This is a genomic window from Kitasatospora sp. NPDC088742 (assembly GCF_055584905.1).
This window is the reverse complement of record NZ_JBVJLD010000021.1, coordinates 64,133-82,097: the sequence shown is the minus strand read 5'-3', so window position 1 is coordinate 82,097 and position 17,965 is coordinate 64,133. Positions and strand designations below refer to the sequence as shown.

Annotated in this window: 12 protein-coding genes and 1 pseudogene; 4 read left to right on the top strand and 9 right to left on the bottom strand. The window is 71.3% G+C overall.

The features are described 5' to 3' along the window. The 6 genes and pseudogenes from ACZ6ZR_RS18450 to ACZ6ZR_RS18425 all read right to left on the bottom strand — a co-directional run. Nucleotides 1-542, bottom strand: a pseudogene (locus ACZ6ZR_RS18450) (glycogen debranching enzyme); the annotation flags it as partial. A gap of 157 nt (nt 543-699) precedes the next feature. After that, a complete protein-coding gene (locus ACZ6ZR_RS18445; protein ID WP_465643527.1) occupies nt 700-2,502 on the bottom strand; it encodes an AGE family epimerase/isomerase in 1,803 nt (600 codons plus the stop codon). 151 nt (nt 2,503-2,653) lie between these two features. Continuing rightward, on the bottom strand, nt 2,654-4,021 hold the full coding sequence (locus tag ACZ6ZR_RS18440; RefSeq protein ID WP_465643525.1) for a peroxidase family protein: 1,368 nt from the start codon (nt 4,019-4,021) through the stop codon (nt 2,654-2,656). Then, a complete protein-coding gene (locus ACZ6ZR_RS18435) occupies nt 4,018-4,338 on the bottom strand; it encodes a UBP-type zinc finger domain-containing protein (RefSeq protein ID WP_345283770.1) in 321 nt (106 codons plus the stop codon). The genes ACZ6ZR_RS18440 and ACZ6ZR_RS18435 overlap by 4 nt, the downstream gene beginning before the upstream one ends. Nucleotides 4,339-4,421: 83 nt before the next feature. After that, a complete protein-coding gene (locus ACZ6ZR_RS18430; RefSeq protein WP_465643523.1) occupies nt 4,422-5,351 on the bottom strand; it encodes an NAD(P)/FAD-dependent oxidoreductase in 930 nt (309 codons plus the stop codon). A gap of 130 nt (nt 5,352-5,481) precedes the next feature. Beyond that, nucleotides 5,482-6,720, bottom strand: a complete 1,239-nt coding sequence (locus ACZ6ZR_RS18425) for an IS701 family transposase (RefSeq protein ID WP_465643521.1) — start codon at nt 6,718-6,720, stop codon at nt 5,482-5,484. Nucleotides 6,721-7,240: 520 nt separating this feature from the next. Between ACZ6ZR_RS18425 and galU the strand changes: the two genes are divergently transcribed. Together galU and ACZ6ZR_RS18415 are read left to right on the top strand one after the other, a co-directional pair. Next, nucleotides 7,241-8,173 carry a UTP--glucose-1-phosphate uridylyltransferase GalU gene (galU, locus tag ACZ6ZR_RS18420; RefSeq protein ID WP_465643519.1) on the top strand — a complete coding sequence of 311 codons (933 nt, stop codon included), beginning with the start codon at nt 7,241-7,243 and terminating at the stop codon, nt 8,171-8,173. 245 nt (nt 8,174-8,418) lie between these two features. Continuing rightward, nucleotides 8,419-9,357, top strand: a complete 939-nt coding sequence (locus tag ACZ6ZR_RS18415) for a helix-turn-helix transcriptional regulator (RefSeq protein WP_465643517.1) — start codon at nt 8,419-8,421, stop codon at nt 9,355-9,357. A gap of 40 nt (nt 9,358-9,397) precedes the next feature. Here ACZ6ZR_RS18415 and ACZ6ZR_RS18410 read toward each other — a convergent pair whose 3' ends face one another. Next, entirely contained in the window at nt 9,398-10,855 is a 1,458-nt protein-coding gene (locus tag ACZ6ZR_RS18410) for an NCS2 family permease (protein WP_465643515.1), read from the bottom strand. A 178-nt stretch (nt 10,856-11,033) separates the two neighbouring features. On the opposite strand from ACZ6ZR_RS18410, the gene ACZ6ZR_RS18405 reads away from it, so the two are divergent. Continuing rightward, on the top strand, nt 11,034-11,321 hold the full coding sequence (locus ACZ6ZR_RS18405; protein WP_465643513.1) for a DUF2530 domain-containing protein: 288 nt from the start codon (nt 11,034-11,036) through the stop codon (nt 11,319-11,321). Between the two features lie 52 nt (nt 11,322-11,373). Further along, entirely contained in the window at nt 11,374-13,851 is a 2,478-nt protein-coding gene (locus ACZ6ZR_RS18400; RefSeq protein ID WP_465643511.1) for an HAD-IC family P-type ATPase, read from the top strand. On the opposite strand, the gene ACZ6ZR_RS18395 is transcribed toward ACZ6ZR_RS18400, so the two are convergent. Continuing rightward, nucleotides 13,848-14,480 carry a VOC family protein gene (locus ACZ6ZR_RS18395; RefSeq protein WP_465643509.1) on the bottom strand — a complete coding sequence of 211 codons (633 nt, stop codon included), beginning with the start codon at nt 14,478-14,480 and terminating at the stop codon, nt 13,848-13,850. The two genes, ACZ6ZR_RS18400 and ACZ6ZR_RS18395, sit on opposite strands and share 4 nt — an antisense overlap. Nucleotides 14,481-14,552: 72 nt before the next feature. Next, nucleotides 14,553-17,843 (bottom strand): sacsin N-terminal ATP-binding-like domain-containing protein, encoded by a 3,291-nt coding sequence (locus ACZ6ZR_RS18390; protein WP_465643507.1) that lies wholly within the window; start codon nt 17,841-17,843, stop codon nt 14,553-14,555. Nucleotides 17,844-17,965 lie beyond the last annotated feature (122 nt).

Here is a 17,965-nt window from a genome sequence, read left to right as displayed (position 1 = left end):
TCGTGCCGGGTGAAGCCGCGCACGTGCAGCTCGTAGACCACCAGGTCCTTGGTGGGCAGCCGGAGCGGGTGGTCGCCCTGCCAGTCGAAGTGGTCGGCGGTCAGCCGGGCCCGGTACTGGTTGGGGTTGTTCCAGTCCGGCTCCTCGCCCCAGGTGTCCCGGCCGGTGACGGCCTTGGCGTACGGGTCGAGCAGCACGGCGGCCGGGTCGAAGCGGTCGCCGGGGGCCGGCTGCGGCGGGCCGAACACCCGGTAGCCGTAGTCCACGTCGCCCTCGCCGATGCCCAGCACGGTGATCGCCCAGACCCCGCCGACCCGGTACTCGTCCGGGATCGGGATCTCGGCGACCGGCGTGGGGTCACCCGGCTTGAAGAGCACCAGCGAGACGTCGTCCGCCCGGCTCGAGTAGACCGAGAAGTTCACTCCGCCCGGCACGTAGGTCGCGCCGAAGGGGTAGGGGGTGCCGGGGCGTACGTCGTACCCCACGATCCGATCGGTGGCGAACTCCTCCGCCGCCACCGTGCCTCTGTCTTCCGTGTCCACGTCGGTCCCTCCCAGAGCCGTCTGTCGTGTCGCGTCCGCCGTGCGCGCCTGTCCTGCTAGTTGTGTCGTGTCCTCGCCGAAAAGTCCCGGCGAAGGCGTCAGGGGCTGTCGTTCCCGGGGCCCGCATGCCCCGGGAGCGACAGCCCCTGACGAGTACTCAGCCGACCGGGGTCAGCTCCACCTTCACCGTGAGCGAGTAGGCCGAGTCGGGCAGTTCGACGGTCAGGTTCTTGGCGTCGAACTTGTCCCACTCCTTGCCCTCGATCTCGACCCGGGTCAGCTCGACCCGGCCGGCCGGCAGCAGGTCCGGCGACACCCGCAGGGTGCGGTCGGCGTCGGGCCGCGGCTTGAACCAGAGGTTCAGCGGCTGACCGGTGTTGAGCAGGTTGGTGTACACCGCGGCGAGGTAGCAGAGCTCCGCCGAGTGGTACATGCTCATCGAGTGGCTGCCCTTGAGGCGCTCGGTGCCGAGCAGGTAGGGCAGGCCGTTGGCCAGGACGTTGAAGTAGACCGCGCCCTCGTCGTGGTCGAGGAAGTTGGTGTTGTAGAAGCCGGTGGCCTGGCGGGCCTCCTCGCGGTAGGCGTCACCGCCGACCGTGCCGCCGAGGATCAGGTAGGCCAGGATGGCCTGCTCCTGCTGCCACCAGGCCTTGCGGTCGTGCCAGGCGAAGCGGTGGAACTCCTGGCCGTCGGCCAGCTTGCGCTCGACCACGTCGTACCAGCCACCGCGCTGCTGGTCGCTGCCGACCTCCGGCATGATGTCGCCGATCTTCTCGGCCAGCTCCTTGTAGGAGTCCTTCTCCTTGTAGGAGTTCATCCGCATCAGGTTCCAGGCGATCTTCAGGTTGTGCCCGACGACCGCGCGGTCCTGCTGCCAGGTGTGGCCGAGGTCCTGGGACCAGTCGGTGTTGAACCGCTCGTTGACGAACGGGCTCGCCTGGTAGTCCGGGAAGTGCTCGACGATGGTGTCGAAGGTGCGCTCCAGCATCTCCGCGTGGCGCTCGTCGCCGGTCGCCAGCAGGAGGTTGATCAGGTAGGCCGGGGCGTGGTCGCCGACCGAGTTCCAGTTCTTCCGCGACTTGTTGAACTTCAGCGAGTCGTGGTGGGGGGAGAGCAGGACCGGGTCGATGTGCGAGAAGTAACCGCCGCCCTCGTAGTCGCGGTAGTACTGCTCGAACAGACGCATGGTGGAGTCGATGTCCGAGGCGATCCGGCGGTCACCGGTGACGCGGAACGTCTGGGTGGGGCCGGCCAGCGCGTAGATCTGCTCGTACATCGGGATCGCGTCGTAGTCGTCGTCGAACTCCGAGGTGAGCAGCTTCTTCTCGTAGTCGCCCTCGACCTTGATGCCGTGGTACCAGTACACGACGTTGGAGTCGCGGTCCACGAAGCGCATGTGGTCGCGCAGGTACTTGGTGCCGAGCTCGGCGACCTCGAGGTAGTCCTCGTTGCCGGTCAGCATGTAGGCCGAGGCCATGCCGTAGACCATCCGGGAGATCGTGTCGGTCTCCTGGACGTGGCTGGCCGCCTTGTCGCCGCCGAGGCGGATGTTGGTGCGGTAGTCCTTGTAGTCGATCTTGCCGTCGCCGAACTGCGCACGCCGGTAGAACCGGGCCAGCGAGTCGATCTGGTTGATCCACCAGTTGGACTTCTCGTAGTTGTAGTCCTCCGGGCCGCGGCCGACGAAGGTCAGCTTCTTGGCCTCGTAGTTGTACTCGCCGCCTTCGGGGTAGAAGACGCCGTAGACGAAGACCTGCTGGCCGGGCTTGAGCAGGTCGTCGACGTGGCCGCCGGCGTCCGCGTAGGGCTCGTCCAGGTTGCGCAGGAGCTCCGCCGACATCCCGTCACTGAGCTTGACGTCGAAATCGCGGCCGTCGATGGTCTTCAGGCTGAAGACCCGCTCCTCCGAACGGAATTCGACCACTCGTCCGGCGATGGCGTCCATGAACGTGAATCGCATGACCTCGGACTTCACGTGCAACCTCCATGTCGATGGCACCGGGATACCGGCGGGACAGCTTGACCGAATTCATCATCGCCATCGGAATTCTGTTCGGTCAATCACGTTGCGAGCCCGGGGAATTCACCCCGGACTCGAACGTGAATGTCCGTCAAGTCGCCTTGCCGACTCCATTGGCTGCGGCGAAGTCGAGCAGGTCGACGAGCGTGAAGCCGTCCCCGGTGACGGGCAGCGTGGGCTGCCAGCCCGGGTCCGCCGAGAGGTAGGAGTCGGCGTCCGCGCGGAGCAGTCCGATCAGCACCTCGCCGACGATCCGGCCGCCCACCTCGCCCAGGCGGTCACCCTCGTGGCGCACCTGCGCCTCCTTGAGGATGTAGAGCCAGAGCGGCGTACCGCCGGCCCACTCCGGCCCGACCTCCTCCGGCGCCAGCACCGCGGCGCCGAACTGCTCGGCCACCGACTCCCCGGAGGGCAGCGCGGTGGCCTGGCCGCGCAGCAGGTCGCGGACGGCCAGCGAGCGCAGCTCGGCCTGGTCCACCTCGCCGGTGATGTCCTCCGGCAGCGAGATCAGGCTGGTCGGCAGCCCGCCGTCGATCCGCTTGGCCCGCTGGGCGGGCGGCTGACCGGGGATGTCGAAGAGCATCGACCAGTCCACCAGGTGCTCCGGCGGGATCGGCCCGTGGCCGAACAGGTGCGGGAACAGCGGGTACTGGAGCCCGTCCCGGGTCATCCGGTAGCGGTGCCGGATCTGGCCGTGCCCGTAGCGGAACGCGGCGTCCGCGAACTCCAGCGGGATGAAGGCCTCGCCCGGCGCGGGCGCGAAGAACTTCGGCCCGCCGTCCAGGATCTGACGGGTCAGCTCGGCGCCGATCAGCCGGGGCAGGAAGTCGTGGACGACGATCCACTGGTAGTGCCAGGTGAGCGCGCGGCGGGCCTCGTCGAACAGCTCGGCCTCCGGCACCCCGTCCTCGCGGAGCCGGTCCACCAGCCCGTTGTGCGCGTTCAGGAAGACCAGGTGGAGCTGGGAGGCGAAGCGGTGCACGTCGTTGCGCGGGTCGCCGATCAGCGCGGTGCCCTGCCAGTTGCGCGGCACGTCGGTGCCGTCCTGGGAGGTGATCAGCTTCGCCGGGTCGGCCGCGTCGTAGAGGAACGGCGAGCCCACCGGGCCGTCCGCGTGCACGAGTTCGAGGTTGAGCTTGGGCGAGCGGACGTTGCGCAGCGCCGCCACGTCGGCCTGGGCCGAGATCGGCGAGCGGTCCGCGGTGATGTCGTGCGCGATGAACTGCCCGAAGAACGGCCAGCCGGCCGCACCGGCCGCGTCGTCCACCCCGGCCCGCAGCGGGAAACGGGCGGCGTCGCAGACGCCGCCCGGAGAGCCGGCCCGGAACAGCTCCTCCGGGCGGGAGTTGAGCGCCGGCAGCTCCGGCAGCATCTTGCTGTACCGGGCGCCGCTCGGCGGCGCGTCCACCGGACGGCCGGGCGCGAGGCAGTGGTCCCTGACCACCTGGTGCTTGCTCATGCCAGCTCGGCGGGGAGCAGGAACAGCGAGTCGGGGTAGCACCAGGCCCAGTCCTCGTCCGGCTGGAACGAACGGACCAGCGGGTGCTTGGTGGCGTGCCAGTGCGCGGTGGCGTGCCGGCGCGGCGACTGGTCGCAGCAGCCGACGTGGCCGCAGACCAGGCACTCGCGCAGGTGCAGCCAGCGGGTGCCCTCGCGCAGGCAGTCCTCACAGCCCTCCAGGGTCGAGGGCTTGACGTCGGCCGCCTCGCCCAGGTGCCCACAGGTGGCGGTGGTGGGGTAGCCGTTGGAGTCCCCCACCACGGTCCAGTCGGTCATCTCGGTTTCCTTCCACATCACTTGAGCCGGCCGCCCGGATTCGGGCGGCCGGTCCTACAGTCGTCGGGCCCCCTGACCTGCGGTCAGTCGGCCTTCAGCTCCGGCGGGTACAGGAAGTAGTTGGCCGCCGAGGCCGCCTGCGCGCCCTCGTGGACGGCGGCGGTCACCTGGTGGGAGTGCAGCGCGGTGACGTCACCGGCCGCGTAGACCCCGGCCACCGAGGTCTTCTGCTCGGTGTCCACGGCGATGTAGCCGCTCGGGGCGAAGTCGATGCCGAGCTGGTGGGCCAGCTTGGTCTCCGGGTTGGCGCCCTGGATGGAGAAGAGCGCGTCCAGCGGAAGGCGGCGGCCGCCCTTGGTGAAGACCGCGGTCATCTGGCCGTCCTCGCCCTCGACCTTGTCGATCCGGTCGTCGATCACCGGGATGCCGGCGGCGGCCAGCCGGGCGGCGAACTTCGGGCCGATCTCGTTGCTGTTGCTGTTCAGCAGCAGCTGGACCTGGTCGGTCAGACCGTGCAGCTGCATGGCCTCGCCGGCCGCCGCGTCGGTGTGGCCGACCACCAGGATGCGCTTGCCGCGGTTCTCGTAGCCGTCGCAGGTGATGCACCAGAACATCGACCGGCCGACGTACTCCTCCCAGCCCTCGAAGTGCGGGAAGTGGTCGAGCACACCGGTCGCCAGCACGATCACCTTGGAGTGCCAACTGCCGCCCTGCGCCTTGACGGTGAAGCCGATGTCACCGTTGCCGGAGACCTCGTTGATGGTGTGGTGGACGATCCGCACCTGCTCGTACGGCTCCAGCTGACGCCGCGCCAGCTCGCGCAGCTCCACGGTCGCGATGCCGTTCGGGAAGCCGAGGTAGTTGTGGTTGGTCTGGTGGTGGGTCGACCGGCCGTGGCCACTGTCGAAGACCAGCACCGACCGGTTGTAGCGCGCCAGGTACAGCGCGGCGGAGAGCCCGGCGGGCCCACCGCCGACGACGATGGCGTCGGCGGTGTGTGCGGGACCTGTCATGTGAAAACCTCCCGTATGGCACGGCTCCGCACGCCGTCCCAGTCGAAATGCGGCTAGTCCAGAGCGCAGGCTAGCCAGCGCTCCGCGCCCCTATCCGGGGGCGAACATCCGCCCGACGCACTGCGTCAGGTCAACGGACGAGTTCGGTGAGCTCGGGGCCCGGACTCTCCTCGAATTCCTCCCGGCCCAGGTGGGCGCCGTTGAGAATGTCGTAATCGAGGGCGGCACTCACCATCGTGGCGTGGTGGTGCCAGCCGTTGAACGTCCGGCCCTCGTAGTCGAAGAGGCCGTAACCGGAAGCGAGTTCCGCTGCTTGCGGAGTGGCGGTGGCCACTTGTTTGGCCAACCGGACCAATTCGCGCAGGGAGGCGCCCCGGATGTTGGTGAGCCAGTAACCCCGCGGGCTCGGCTTGCCGAGCGGCCATTCCACGATGAGCAGCCTATTGGCCAGCAGCGCCTTGCTGCCCGCCGGCCGGCCGCTGCCGACCAGCACCTGTACCGGAATGACCAGGAATTGCGAGCGCAGCGTGTGACCGCCGGCGTCCCGCCAGTAGAGCGTCTCCGGGGTGACGTTGCCGACCCCGGCGGCGATGTCGGCCACCGTCCTGGCCCGGGCACGGGCGCCCTGGCTGTTGACGATCCGTCCGCTGCCGCGGGCCCAGCTGGCGTCGGCCGGCTGCACCAGTTCGTTCGGGCTCACCTGGGCGAGGTAGGTCTGGGCCCGCATCTCCAGCGCGGCCAGGTACCACTCCAGCGGGCGGTGCCGGGCGTCCAGCAGGATCGGCGCCTCGGGAACGCCCCAGTCCAGGGCCATGTCGTCGAGCAGTTCGACGTGGTACTGCCAGTAGGGGCGGGGCAGCTCGCTGTCGGGCACCTTCGCCCGGGAGCGCCGCTCGTCGTCCTGCCCCCACTGCTCGGGGATGGTCAGGCTCCAGTTCACCGGCACGGTGACACCGCCGACCTGCATGCCGACCATGATCGCCAGCTGGCAGTTGCGGACCCGGCCGTGCGAGTGGACGTACTGCCGCTCCACCGCCGCCGAGTACCGGCCGTGCTTCGGAAAGGCCAGTTCTCCGACCACCCAGGCCTCCGGGCGGAAATCGCGGACCATGCGCTCCGCCAGCCATTTCCGGACCGGTCCGTGCTCCCAGGGACTCTGGTTGATGAACTGCTGGAGCGACTGCTCGCTCCGGCCGGGCGATGCGACCGCGAGGCGCGGGATCGTCTTCCGTCCGTCACAGTTCAGCAGGCCGCGCACATAGGTCTCGGCCGCGTTTCGCTGATCGGCCCGGCCGAGCGAGGAGAAGGCCTCGGAGCAGAATTCCGGGAGGCCCGCACAGTCCGGCCGAACGATTGATTCCTGTACCATTGGCACATCCCCCGTCTGGTCATTGTTCCGTCAGCAACACTTGGGGTCAGGACCTGCTGTGTAGGTCGGGCCACCGTCGGCCACTCGGCCGTCGATCGAGACACTCGGGGAGAGCGCTATGGCGAGCATGAGAAAGAAAAGAATTCCAGCGAACTTCATGCCCACACGAGCCATAACAGTGATCCCCCTGAAGTGACGTATTTACGTACGTTCTCTGTCAGATTCAATGTTGCCTGCCCGTTCCAGCGGGGAGCAACGAAATCCGGGGACATGATCACGCCCTGTCGCAAAGACGACACCGAGGGCGGCGGGCGGCTCGCCGGAGCACGGTCAAGCGTAATCTGATCATTCGTCAGATGAAGAGACTTCCGCAGAATTCCCATGGAATAGTAAAGTGACCATGCACCGTCAATCCCCCCCAGGGCTACCTCACCGGGTCCGTGGGCACAGGTGGACGAGTACGCGGACCGGGCCTCCGGCCCATGGGCGGCGGCCCTCCCGCCCGGCTACGGTCCCGGCCATGACCACACCCCGCAGAGGAATCAGCAAGGCGGTCATCCCCGCCGCCGGGCTGGGCACCCGCTTCCTGCCCGCCACCAAGGCCACTCCCAAGGAGATGCTGCCGGTCGTGGACCGGCCGGCCATCCAGTACGTGGTGGAGGAGGTGGTGGACGCCGGCATCCAGGACGTCCTGATGATCACCGGCCGGAACAAGCGCCCGCTCGAGGACCACTTCGACCGGAACTGGGAGCTGGAGGAGGCCCTCCGGAAGAAGGGCGACCTCGGCCGGCTCGCCGAGGTCCAGCGCGCCACCTCCCCCGCCGCCATCCACTACGTCCGCCAGGGCGACCCGCGCGGCCTCGGCCACGCCGTCCTCTGCGCCCAGCCGCACGTGGGCAACGAGCCCTTCGCCGTGCTGCTCGGCGACGACCTGATCGACCCCCGGGACCCGCTGCTCAGCAAGATGATCGACATCCAGGCCGAGCACGGCGGCAGCGTGGTGGCCCTGATGGAGGTGGACGAGAGCCAGATCGGCCTCTACGGGTGCGCCGCCGTCCGCTCCACCGGCCAGGCCGACGTGCTCCGGGTGGACCGCCTGGTGGAGAAGCCGGCCCCCGGCGAGGCCCCCAGCAACTACGCGGTGATCGGCCGCTACGTGCTCGACCCGGCCGTCTTCGACGTGCTGGCCAGGACCGAGCCCGGCCGGGGCGGCGAGGTCCAGCTCACCGACGCCCTCCAGCAGCTCGCCGCCGACCCCTCGATCGGCGGCCCGGTGCACGGCGTGGTCTTCCGCGGCCGCCGCTACGACACCGGCGACCGCCTGGAGTACCTCCGGGCCGTCGTCCAACTCGCCTGCGAGCGCGAGGACTTGGGCGACCCGTTCCGCCGTTGGCTGCAGGAGTACGTCACCGCTTCGATGCCCTTCTATGCGGACGAGGCCGTACCGGTTTAGCCCTAGAAGAGCGAATTCGACGCCCTGGCGCTTTTTGCTCCACCTCACCCCGGGATAAGAACCTGCCAATCTTTCTCGTCACCTAGGCATATCCCTCGGACACTCTCCGTCGCGCTATCCTGACCGACGGGAGGACGATAGAGACTGGGGGAACGGTGAATACGGAGTCGGCCAGGGAGAAGAGCGGCAAGGCCTCGCGGAGCGGCAGAACCGACAAGGAAATCGCCGCGAGCATTTACGGCGCCATGGAGCAGCGCGGCTCCTGGCAGATCCACCAGGCCGCCGAGGCCATCGGCCTCTGCGACGAGGACGCGCACCGCGGCGTCGACTACCTCGCCTCGCTCGGCCTGGTGGAATTCCCGTCCAGCGACTCCCCCGAGTTCGTGCTGCTCGGATCACAGGTCGCCGCCATGCGGCTGATCAACGACGCCGAGCGTGAACTCGCGGCCAACGTGGAACAGATGGCCGCTGCCCGGGCCGGTCTGGCCGAGATTCTCAGCAGCTTCATGCCGCTGAACTTCTGGTCACCCGGCCCGGTCGCGGTGGAGATGCTGACCGACCTGCGCAGCGTCGCGGTTTACCTAGACAAGGCCACCGAACTCGCCCGGGACCAGATCCTCACCATGCACCCGGCCCCGGACGTGGCCGCCCCGCAGGACGAGGAATCGGCCCGCCGCACCCGGCAGTTGGTCGACCGCGGGCTGGACCTGCGGACCATCTACCAGCAGAGCCTGGCCACCATCCCGAGGACCGCCAAGCACCTGGACGACATCCGGATGGCGGGCTACGAAGTCCGGCTCTCGCCCACCGTGCCGTTCCGGATGATCATCTTCGACCGGCGCCGGGTGATCATCCCGATCGACCCGAACAACGGCAAGGCCGGCGCCATGGCGATCGAGGGCGAGGCCCTGGTCCGTGCCCTGATCTCGGTCTTCGAGTACTGCTGGCAGCACTCCAGCTACGAGGAGTCCAGCACCCTGACCGCCGAGCTCAACCTCGGCCCGCAGGAGCAGGCGGTGCTCCGGATGCTGGCCACCGGCGCCACCGACGAGACCATCGCGCGCAACCTCACGGTCTCGCTGCGCACCGTCAACCGGGTGGTCTGCCGGATCATGAAGGCCATCGGGGCGGAGAGCCGCTTCCAGGCCGGAATGATCGCCGCCCGGCTCGGCCTCATCCACTGAGGCCGGCCGGGCGGCGTCCTGCGCGGGGACTGACCGGGCGTCAGCCCAGGCCGAGGGCCGGCATCAGGTAGTAGAAGGCGAAGACGGCGGCCACCGCGTAGAGCGCCACCGGCACCTCGCGGCCGCGGCCGGTCGCCGCCCGCAGCACGCAGAAGGCGATGAAGCCGAAGCCGATCCCGTTGGTGATGCTGTAGGTGAACGGCATCATGACCATGGTCAGGAAGGCCGGGATCGCGATGGTGAAGTCCGACCAGTCGATGTCCCGCACCGAGTTGGCCAGGATCAGGAAGCCGACCGTGACCAGCGCGGGGGTGGCCGCCTGGGCCGGGACCATGGTGGCCAGCGGGGTGAGGAAGAGCGCCACCAGGAAGAGCGCGCCGGTGACGATCGAGGCGAAGCCGGTCCTCGCGCCCTCGCCGACGCCGGCGGTGGACTCGACGAAGCAGGTGTTGGCGGAGGAGGAGGTCGCGCCGCCGGCCGCGGTGGCGATGCCGTCCACCATCAGGACCTTGTTGATGCCGGGCAGGTCGCCCTTCTCGTCCAGCAGGTGGGCCTCGTCGGCCACGCCGAGGATGGTGCCCATCGCGTCGAAGAAGCAGGACATCAGCACGGTGAAGACGAACAGACTGCCCGTCAGCACGCCGACCTTCGAGAAGCCGCCGAACAGGCTGACCTCGCCGACCAGCCCGAAGTCGGGCGCGGCCACCGGGTTGCCCGGCCAGCTCGGCACCGTCAGGCCCCAGTGCTGCGGGGAGATGGTGGCGGCCTCGTTGAGGAGCACGGCCACGCCGGTCATCACCACGATGGAGATCAGGATGGCGCCCGGCACCTTGCGGACCACCAGCACCAGGGTGAGCAGCAGGCCGAGGATGAAGACCAGCACCGGCCAGCCGTTGAGGTGACCGTTGCCGCCCAGCTGGAGCGGGACGGTGGTGTGCGCGGCGTCCGGGATCCGGCTGACGAAGCCGGCGTCCACCAGGCCGACCAGCGCGATGAAGAGGCCGATGCCGATCGCGATGGCCTTGCGCAGGCCGAGTGGCACCGCGTTCATCACCCGCTCGCGCAGGCCGGTGGCGACCAGGATCATGATCGCGAAGCCCGCCAGCACCACCATGCCCATGGCGTCCGGCCAGGTCATCCGGGGGGCGAGCTGGAGGGCCACGATGGTGTTCACGCCGAGGCCCGCCGCCAGGCCGATCGGCACGTTGCCGATCACGCCCATCAGCAGGGTGGTGAGACCGGCGGTGAGCGCGGTGGCGGTGACCAGCTGGGCGCTGTCCAGGTGGGTCCCGTTCATGTCCGCGGCGCTGGCCAGGATGATCGGGTTCAGCACCAGGATGTAGGCCATGGTGAAGAAGGTGGCGACGCCGCCACGGACCTCGCGGGCGAGCGTGGAGCCGCGCTCGGAGATCTTGAAGAAACGGTCCAGCGGGCCGCCGGGCTGCGGCGTCGTGGACGGCTCGGGCGACACGGAGGTCGGCTGGGCCTGCGGAGACATCGGGGGGCCTCGTCAGAAGTGGGGGAGGTGAGGAGGGCACAAGTATGTGTTTCTCGGTCGTGCACGCGCCATCTCCGCGCGTAGAAAACGACCATTACGAGCAGCCTGCGACGGCTTCCGACTGGAGGTTCCTCCAGGCGCGAACCCGGAGCGGGGTGCACCCCTTACCCTGGGCCGCATGCCGAAGACCGCCCTCCGCCCCTCTCCCCCGCCCCTGGAAGCCAACGACGTCGCGATCGTCGGCGGCGGCACGGCACTCTGGTTCCTCGCCTTCCTGGTGCTGATCCCCTTCCACTCCACGCTGGAGGAGAACGGCCACGGACGCTGGCCGTGGATCTGCCTGGCCGGCGCCGGCCTCGGGCTGATCGGCCTCTGGTACTGCCGGGCCCGCCGCGACGCGATCCGCCGGTCGCTCGCCGCGGAGGCCGCGGCCGGGGCCGCCGACCCCGCCACCCGGACGGACTGAATAGCACCTCAGTAGGGCGCACCGGACATAACGCCCACCTAGAGTCGGTCCCATGACTCATCCCGCGGAGAACACGGCGACCGACCCCGACGGGGACGCCCGGCCTGAAGGTGCGTCAGCGATCGGCGGCGGCCCGGCCCGCCGGGCCGGGCTGAGCTCCGCCGAGGTCGCCGAGCGGGTGTCCCGCGGGCAGGTCAACGATGTGCCGGTGCGCTCCAGCCGGTCCGTCAAGGAGATCGTCAGGGCCAACGTCCTCACCCGGTTCAACGCGATCATCGGGATCATGTTCGGCATCATCCTGGTGGTGGGGCCGCTCCAGGACGGGCTGTTCGGCCTGGTCATCGTGGCCAACACGGCGATCGGCATCATCCAGGAGCTGCGCGCCAAGAAGACCCTGGACGGGCTGGCGCTGATCGGCGAGGCCAAGCCCCAGGTCCGCCGGGACGGCACCGCCCAGCAGGTCCCGGTGGCCGGGATCGTGCTGGACGACACCGTGCTGCTCGGCATCGGCGACAAGGTGATCGTGGACGGCGTGGTCACCGAGGCCGACGGCCTGGAGATCGACGAGTCGCTGCTCACCGGCGAGCCCGACCCGGTGCTCAAGCACCCCGGCGCCCCGGTGATGTCCGGCAGCTTCGTGGTGGCCGGGGCCGGCGCCTTCACCGCCACCAAGGTCGGCCGGGAGGCCTACGCGGCCCAGCTGGCCGAGGAGGCCAGCCGGTTCACCCTGGTGAAGTCGGAGCTGCGCAGCGGCATCGACTCCATCCTCAAGTTCATCACCTGGCTGCTGGTGCCGACCGCGATCGGCCTGATCGTCAGTCAGCTCGCGGTGGAGCGCAACGACTGGCGCGAGGCGGTCCGCCGGATGGTGGCCGGGATCGTGCCGATGGTCCCCGAGGGGCTGGTGCTGCTCACCTCGGTGGCCTTCGCGATCGGGGTGATCCGGCTCGGCCGCAAGCAGTGCCTGGTCCAGGAGCTGCCCGCGATCGAGGGGCTGGCCCGGGTGGACACCGTCTGCCTGGACAAGACCGGCACCCTCACCGAGGGCGGCATGGACGTGGTCGAGCTGCGCGTGCTGGCCGGCGCCGCCCCACACCTGAGCCCCGAGGCCCCGCTGGCCAACCACCTGCTGGACGACCCGGCGGTGCTGAAGCAGGCGCTGGGCGCGATGGGCGGCGCGGACGCCCGGCCCAACCCCAGCATGCAGGCGGTGATCGACGCCTACGGCAACGGCGCGGGCGAGCGCTGGCGGGTGCTGGAGGTGATGCCGTTCTCCTCGGCCCGCAAGTGGAGCGGGGCCCGGATGCTGGAGCCGGCCGGCACCGAGGCCAGCTGGCTGCTCGGTGCCCCGGACGTACTTCTGCCCGCCGGTCACCCGGCGCTGGCCGAGGTGGACGAGCTGGGCTCGCGCGGCCTGCGGGTGCTGCTGCTCGGCCGCGGCGAGGCCGGGCTGGAGGACGACCCGGCCGCCGGCCTGGAGCCGCTCGGCCTGGTGGTGCTCCAGCAGCGGCTGCGCGGCGACGCCGCCGACACCCTGCGGTACTTCGAGAGCCAGAAGGTCGAGGCCAAGGTCATCTCCGGCGACAGCGCCGTCTCGGTCGGCGCCGTCGCCGCCCACCTCGGACTCCCGGGCGCGGAGCGGCCGTTGGACGCCCGGACGCTGCCGACCGACCCGGAGGAGCTGGCCGAGGTCGCCGAGAACACCACCGTCTACGGGCGGGTGACGCCCCAGCAGAAGCGCGAGCTGGTCGGCGCGATGCAGTCCCGGGGCCACACCGTGGCGATGACCGGCGACGGCGTCAACGACGTGCTGGCGCTCAAGGACGCCGACATCGGCGTGGCGATGGGCTCCGGCAGCGAGGCCACCCGGGCGGTGGCCCAGATCGTGCTGCTGAACGACTCCTTCGCCACCCTGCCCTCGGTGGTGGCCGAGGGCCGCCGGGTGATCGGCAACATCGAGCGGGTGGCCAACCTCTTCCTGGTGAAGACGGTCTACTCGGTGCTGCTCGCCCTGCTGGTGGTCTGCACCCACGTGCCGTACCCGTTCCTGCCGCGGCACTCCACCGTGCTCTCCTCGCTGACCATCGGCATCCCGGCCTTCTTCCTGGCCCTGGCCCCCAACAACGAGCGGGCCAGGACCGGCTTCGTCCGCCGGGTGCTGCGCCTCGCCGTCCCGGGCGGGGCGATCGCCGGGACGGCCACCTTCACCGCCTACATGCTGGCCCGGGCCAACCACGCCACCGACCTCAAGGCCGACACCAGCGTGGCCACCCTGACCCTCTTCCTGGTCGCCATCTGGGTGCTGGCGATCGTGGCCCGCCCCTACACCTGGTGGCGCCTCGCCCTGATCGGCACCATGGGCGGGGCCTTCGCGCTGGTCCTGATGGTGCCCTGGCTCTCCGACTTCTTCCAGCTCTCGCTGGCCGGCACCCGCGACCCGTGGACCGGCGTCGCCATCGCGGTGGCGGCCGGACTGCTGCTGGAGGTGGTCTGGCGGCTGATCGTCCGCCGCAACGGCGAGGTGTCCTAGACCAGCAATACTCCGAGCTTCTCCTGCTCCCCCAACCGGCCCGCCAGGTCGGTGAGTTCGGCCACGGCGGCGGCCCGGACCTCCGGGTCGGCCTCAGCCGCGTGCCGCCGGTAGGCGGAGCACAGTGCCCGGAAGGCGGCCCGGTCGTCGTTCTTGAACTCGACCAGGATCCGGGCGTTGTCCAAGGCCTTGGCCAGGCCGGTGAGTCCAGCGGAACCGCCGTACTCCAGCTCCATCGGCTCGTCCCGCTCGATGAAGATCAGCGAGTTCCCGGACGGGTCCACCAGGGTGAAGCGGCTGGCGCCCTCCCGGTAGCGGGTGATCCGGGGCAGCCCGGCCGACGGCACCCGGCCGTAGTGCGCCTTCAGCCCGGCCTTGAAGGCGGCGTGGTACGGGGCCACCCGTTCCACGAAGACCAAGCACGCGCCACCGTCCTCGGCGGCCGGGTCGTGGCTCTTCGGGGGCTTGACGTAGTGCAGTTGGGCGCCGCCCCGGGCGAAGGCCAGGTAGAGATAGGGGCGGGTCTGGCGGTAGGTCAGCTCGAAGCCGAGGGCCTCGAGGAACTCCACCGTCTCGTCGACGGCGGCACAGGGGAGGAGGGGGACGGTCGTCTCGTTCGCGCTCGTCATGCCCGCGAAGCTAGCCCAACCGTCCCCCTCGGCGCACATGAAGGTTCGTCCACGCACGCCACCCCGCCCCCGCTACTCGTAGTCGCGCGCCGCCAGCAGCTCGTACGCCCGGTCCGGCTCGGTCAGCGCGGCCAGCACCTCGAAGCGGCGGTGCCACTGGCCGACCGACCAGGCCAGGCCGGCCGCCAGGCCCTCGGGGGTGGCGGCGTGCAGCAGGCCGGGCACCGGCGGGACCTCGAACTCGTCGTCCTCGTCGCCCGCTTCGGCCTCCTCCGGGTCGTACGGCAGCTCCGGCGCCCGGCCGGCCGTGTCCCAGCGCCAGCCGACCGCGGCCTCGCCGCCGTCCGGGCCGACCACCAGGAGCTCCTCGTGCTCCTCGTAGACGGCCGGGCAGCCGGGCAGCAACTCCCGCACCACGGGCGGGGTCCGGTGCAGGGTGCCCTCGGAGAGCACCCGGCCGCCGGCCACCTCGCTGGCCAGCGAGACGTGCAGGCGCTCGGCCAACTCCGGTGCCAGCGACGGGTCCACCGGCAGCAGCGGGTGGTCGTGCAGCAGCTCCACCAGGTCCGGGGCGTCCGCCACCACCGCCTCGGCGGCGTCCACCAGCACGGTCTCGTCCGGGCGGCGGCCGGTCTCCGGGTCCATCGGCGGGACGGCCCGCACGGTGTCCAGCGGCTCGATCCGCTCGACCGGCACGGCGGCCAACGCCGTGTGGATGCCGTGCAGTTGACGGTGGCTCACGGAGGAGGCCGGATCGGTCAGCCGGTCCAGCAGCTCGTCCGGGCCGTGCGGCTCGGCCAGCAGCGCGGCCAGCGTGGTGCGCACCCCGAGCGCGTGCAGGAAGGTCTCGTCCAGCGTGGTGCGGGCCTCGTCGTAGAGGCCGCGCAGCAGCGGGTCGGCCCCGGCCGCGCGCAGCCCGGCCGGCTCCCGCCCGTCCAGCACCGGGTGGTCGCGCAGCCACCAGGCGGTGTACGGCGGCAGGTCCACGTACCGGCCGTCCGGCAGCAGGGTGCGCACCGGGGTGACCACCGCGTCCCGGTACGGCGGGCGGGCCAGCAGGGCCAGCGCCTGCGGCCAGGCCGCGTCGTCCACCAGGTCCAGGTCGCGCACCGCGAGCAGCTCGGCGGCCACCGGCGGGACGCCCAACTCCCCGGTGCCGTCGGCATCCAGGGACTCCAGGGCGTCCTCGCACCACTCGGCCAGGCCGTCCGGGGCCTCGTCCAGCAGACCGGTCGGGCGGCCGCCGGCCGCGCGGTCGGCGGGGGCGGTCGGGTCCAGCCGCTCCAGGTCGTCCGGGTCGAGCACCACGTCCTCGGCCCGGACCAGCACGAAGCCGCTCAACGCGCCCACCGCGGCCAGGACTTCGGGGCCCCAGCGCTCCAGCAGGTCCTCGTCCACGTACCCGGCGTCCTCCTCCCGGGCCAGCTCGGCCAGCGGGGAGTCCGGCAGGATCAGCTCACCCGCGCGGGAGAGCTCGCCCTCGTCGTCCGGCAGCGCCAGCCGGGCCAGCCACGGGTGCTCGCCCGGGGTGGCCCCGGCCGCCTTCACCAGGGCCAGCACCGCGTCGGCCAGGTCCACCGCGGCCTCGAAGTCGTCCTCGCCCAGCTCCAGCGAACGGGCCACCGCGGCCCGCACCTCGGGGGTGTCCAGCACCCCGGCCGGGGTGGCCGTGCCCGCGCCCAGCTTGGCCAGCAGCGGGTGCGCCGCCTCCGGGTGGGCCAGCCGCAGGTCCAGCAGGCCGAGCGCCTCGGCCAGGGCCTCGGGATAGCCCTCGTAGCCCTCCCAGTCGGCCGCGTCCGAGGGCAGCAGCACCCGGCGCGGGCCGGTCACCGTCCGGCCGTCCGCCAGCGGCACCGGCAGCGCGCCCAGCGCCTCCGGATCGGCCCCGCCGAGCGCCGCGTAGAGGTTGCGCCACCAGGCCGGCTCGCGGTCCAGCCCGCCGAGCTGGTCCACCACCTCGGCCAGCGGCACCCGGCGCACCTCCAGCACCCGCAGCTCGGTCCGGCGCTCCAGCCCGGCCGGCAGCAGGCCGGGGAAGATCGGCGCCAGCGCCTCCACCACACTGCGGTCGGCGCCCTCCAGCACCGTCGCGTCACGCGGGCGCAGCGCCGGGGTGCCCTCCTCCACCGGGGCCGGGTGCGGCAGGAACGGGGTGCCCGGCAGGCGCTTCAGGATCGCCGAGCGCAGCCCGTTGTCCAGCGCGCCCTGGCCCAGCGGGCCCGGCACCAGGCCCAGCGAGCCGAGGTCGCCGCCGCGGGCCCGCAGCAGGTCCGCGTAGGCGTCGGCGGCCCGCTCGGTCAGGAAGTCGGTGAGCGGCCCGGGCGCCACGTGCCGCCGGGTCGGGTCCAGCGGGTACCCGGCGATCAGCAGCGCGGGCACCCCCAGCGGCTCGTCGCTCGGGGTCGGCGCGTGCACCACCGGAGCGGTGGTGAGCGGCTGCGGGGCACCCGCCCCGTCCACCGGCACCGCCCAGGTCACCGACCAGAACGGGCGGGCCCGCTCCTCGGTCGGACGGTCCGTCAGCAGCTCCGGGGCGGTGGCACCCGACAGCGTGACGGTCTGCCAGGTGGTGCTCCGCTCGCCGTCGGTGAGCGTGACCGTCCCGATGCCGTCCGGCTCCTGCCCGGTGCTCTCCCGGGTCAGCCGGCGCACGCCCTCGGACGTCTCCACCGTGACCTCGGCCAGCCCCGGCAGCGTGAGCAGCAGCGCGTCGTCGACCCCCGCCAGCAGACGGCCGGTCAGGTCCTCGGCGGCGGCGTCCCGCAGCGGCAGCACCACCACCGTGTCGTACCCGGACGGCGCAGCCCCCTCGGCCGGGAACGGCAGCCGCAGCAGCGGGACGTGGCCCTCCCGGCGGCGCAGCTCCTCGACCAGCTCCGGCCGGGCCTCGGTGAGCGCCTGCGCCTCGGCCAGCGACCAGCGCACGCCGCCGTGCGAACTCAGCACCGCCGGCTCGTCGGTGACGGCCAGTACGGCCGAGAACCCGACGCCGAACCGGCCCACGGTGGGGGCCTCGTCCGAACGCTTCGAGGAGGCCCGGAGGGTGGAGAGCGACTCCACCGCGGCGGCGTCCAGCGGCGCACCGGTGTTCGCGGCCGCCAGGACGCCGTCCCGCAGGGTGAGGCGCAGCCGGCCGGGGCCGCCGCCGGCGCGGGCCGCCGCGTCGGCGGCGTTCTGCGCCAGCTCCACGATCAGCCGGTCCCGGTACCCGCCGAGCGCCAACTCCTCCTCGGCGTTGGCATCCTCCCGGAACCGGGCCGGCGCGTCCGTCCAAGCGTCCAGTACCCGGCGCCGGAGCGTGGCCGTGTCGAAGGGATCGGCCGCCTGCCCGTCACTGCCGCCACCGATGATCCGAGGCTCCACTGCACTGCCGCCTTCCCCTGGACTGCTGTAGGGAGGCATTCTCCCCTGCCGGGGAGTACCGGACGTACGGGGCTGCGCCACCAGGGGCGCGAGGAACTGCGCGCAGGGGAACGGCAGCACGT

Bases quoted from the DNA above. Each gene is read 5' to 3' on its own strand.
- ACZ6ZR_RS18440 (WP_465643525.1), bottom strand. From the start codon at position 4,021: ATGAGCAAGCACCAGGTGGTCAGGGACCACTGCCTCGCGCCCGGCCGT.
- galU (WP_465643519.1), top strand. From the start codon at position 7,241: ATGACCACACCCCGCAGAGGAATCAGCAAGGCGGTCATCCCCGCCGCC.
- ACZ6ZR_RS18445 (WP_465643527.1), bottom strand. From the start codon at position 2,502: ATGCGATTCACGTTCATGGACGCCATCGCCGGACGAGTGGTCGAATTC.
- ACZ6ZR_RS18430 (WP_465643523.1), bottom strand. From the start codon at position 5,351: ATGACAGGTCCCGCACACACCGCCGACGCCATCGTCGTCGGCGGTGGG.
- ACZ6ZR_RS18410 (WP_465643515.1), bottom strand. From the start codon at position 10,855: ATGTCTCCGCAGGCCCAGCCGACCTCCGTGTCGCCCGAGCCGTCCACG.
- ACZ6ZR_RS18395 (WP_465643509.1), bottom strand. From the start codon at position 14,480: ATGACGAGCGCGAACGAGACGACCGTCCCCCTCCTCCCCTGTGCCGCC.
- ACZ6ZR_RS18425 (WP_465643521.1), bottom strand. From the start codon at position 6,720: ATGGTACAGGAATCAATCGTTCGGCCGGACTGTGCGGGCCTCCCGGAA.
- ACZ6ZR_RS18405 (WP_465643513.1), top strand. From the start codon at position 11,034: ATGCCGAAGACCGCCCTCCGCCCCTCTCCCCCGCCCCTGGAAGCCAAC.
- ACZ6ZR_RS18400 (WP_465643511.1), top strand. From the start codon at position 11,374: ATGACTCATCCCGCGGAGAACACGGCGACCGACCCCGACGGGGACGCC.
- ACZ6ZR_RS18435 (WP_345283770.1), bottom strand. From the start codon at position 4,338: ATGACCGACTGGACCGTGGTGGGGGACTCCAACGGCTACCCCACCACC.
- ACZ6ZR_RS18415 (WP_465643517.1), top strand. From the start codon at position 8,419: ATGGAGCAGCGCGGCTCCTGGCAGATCCACCAGGCCGCCGAGGCCATC.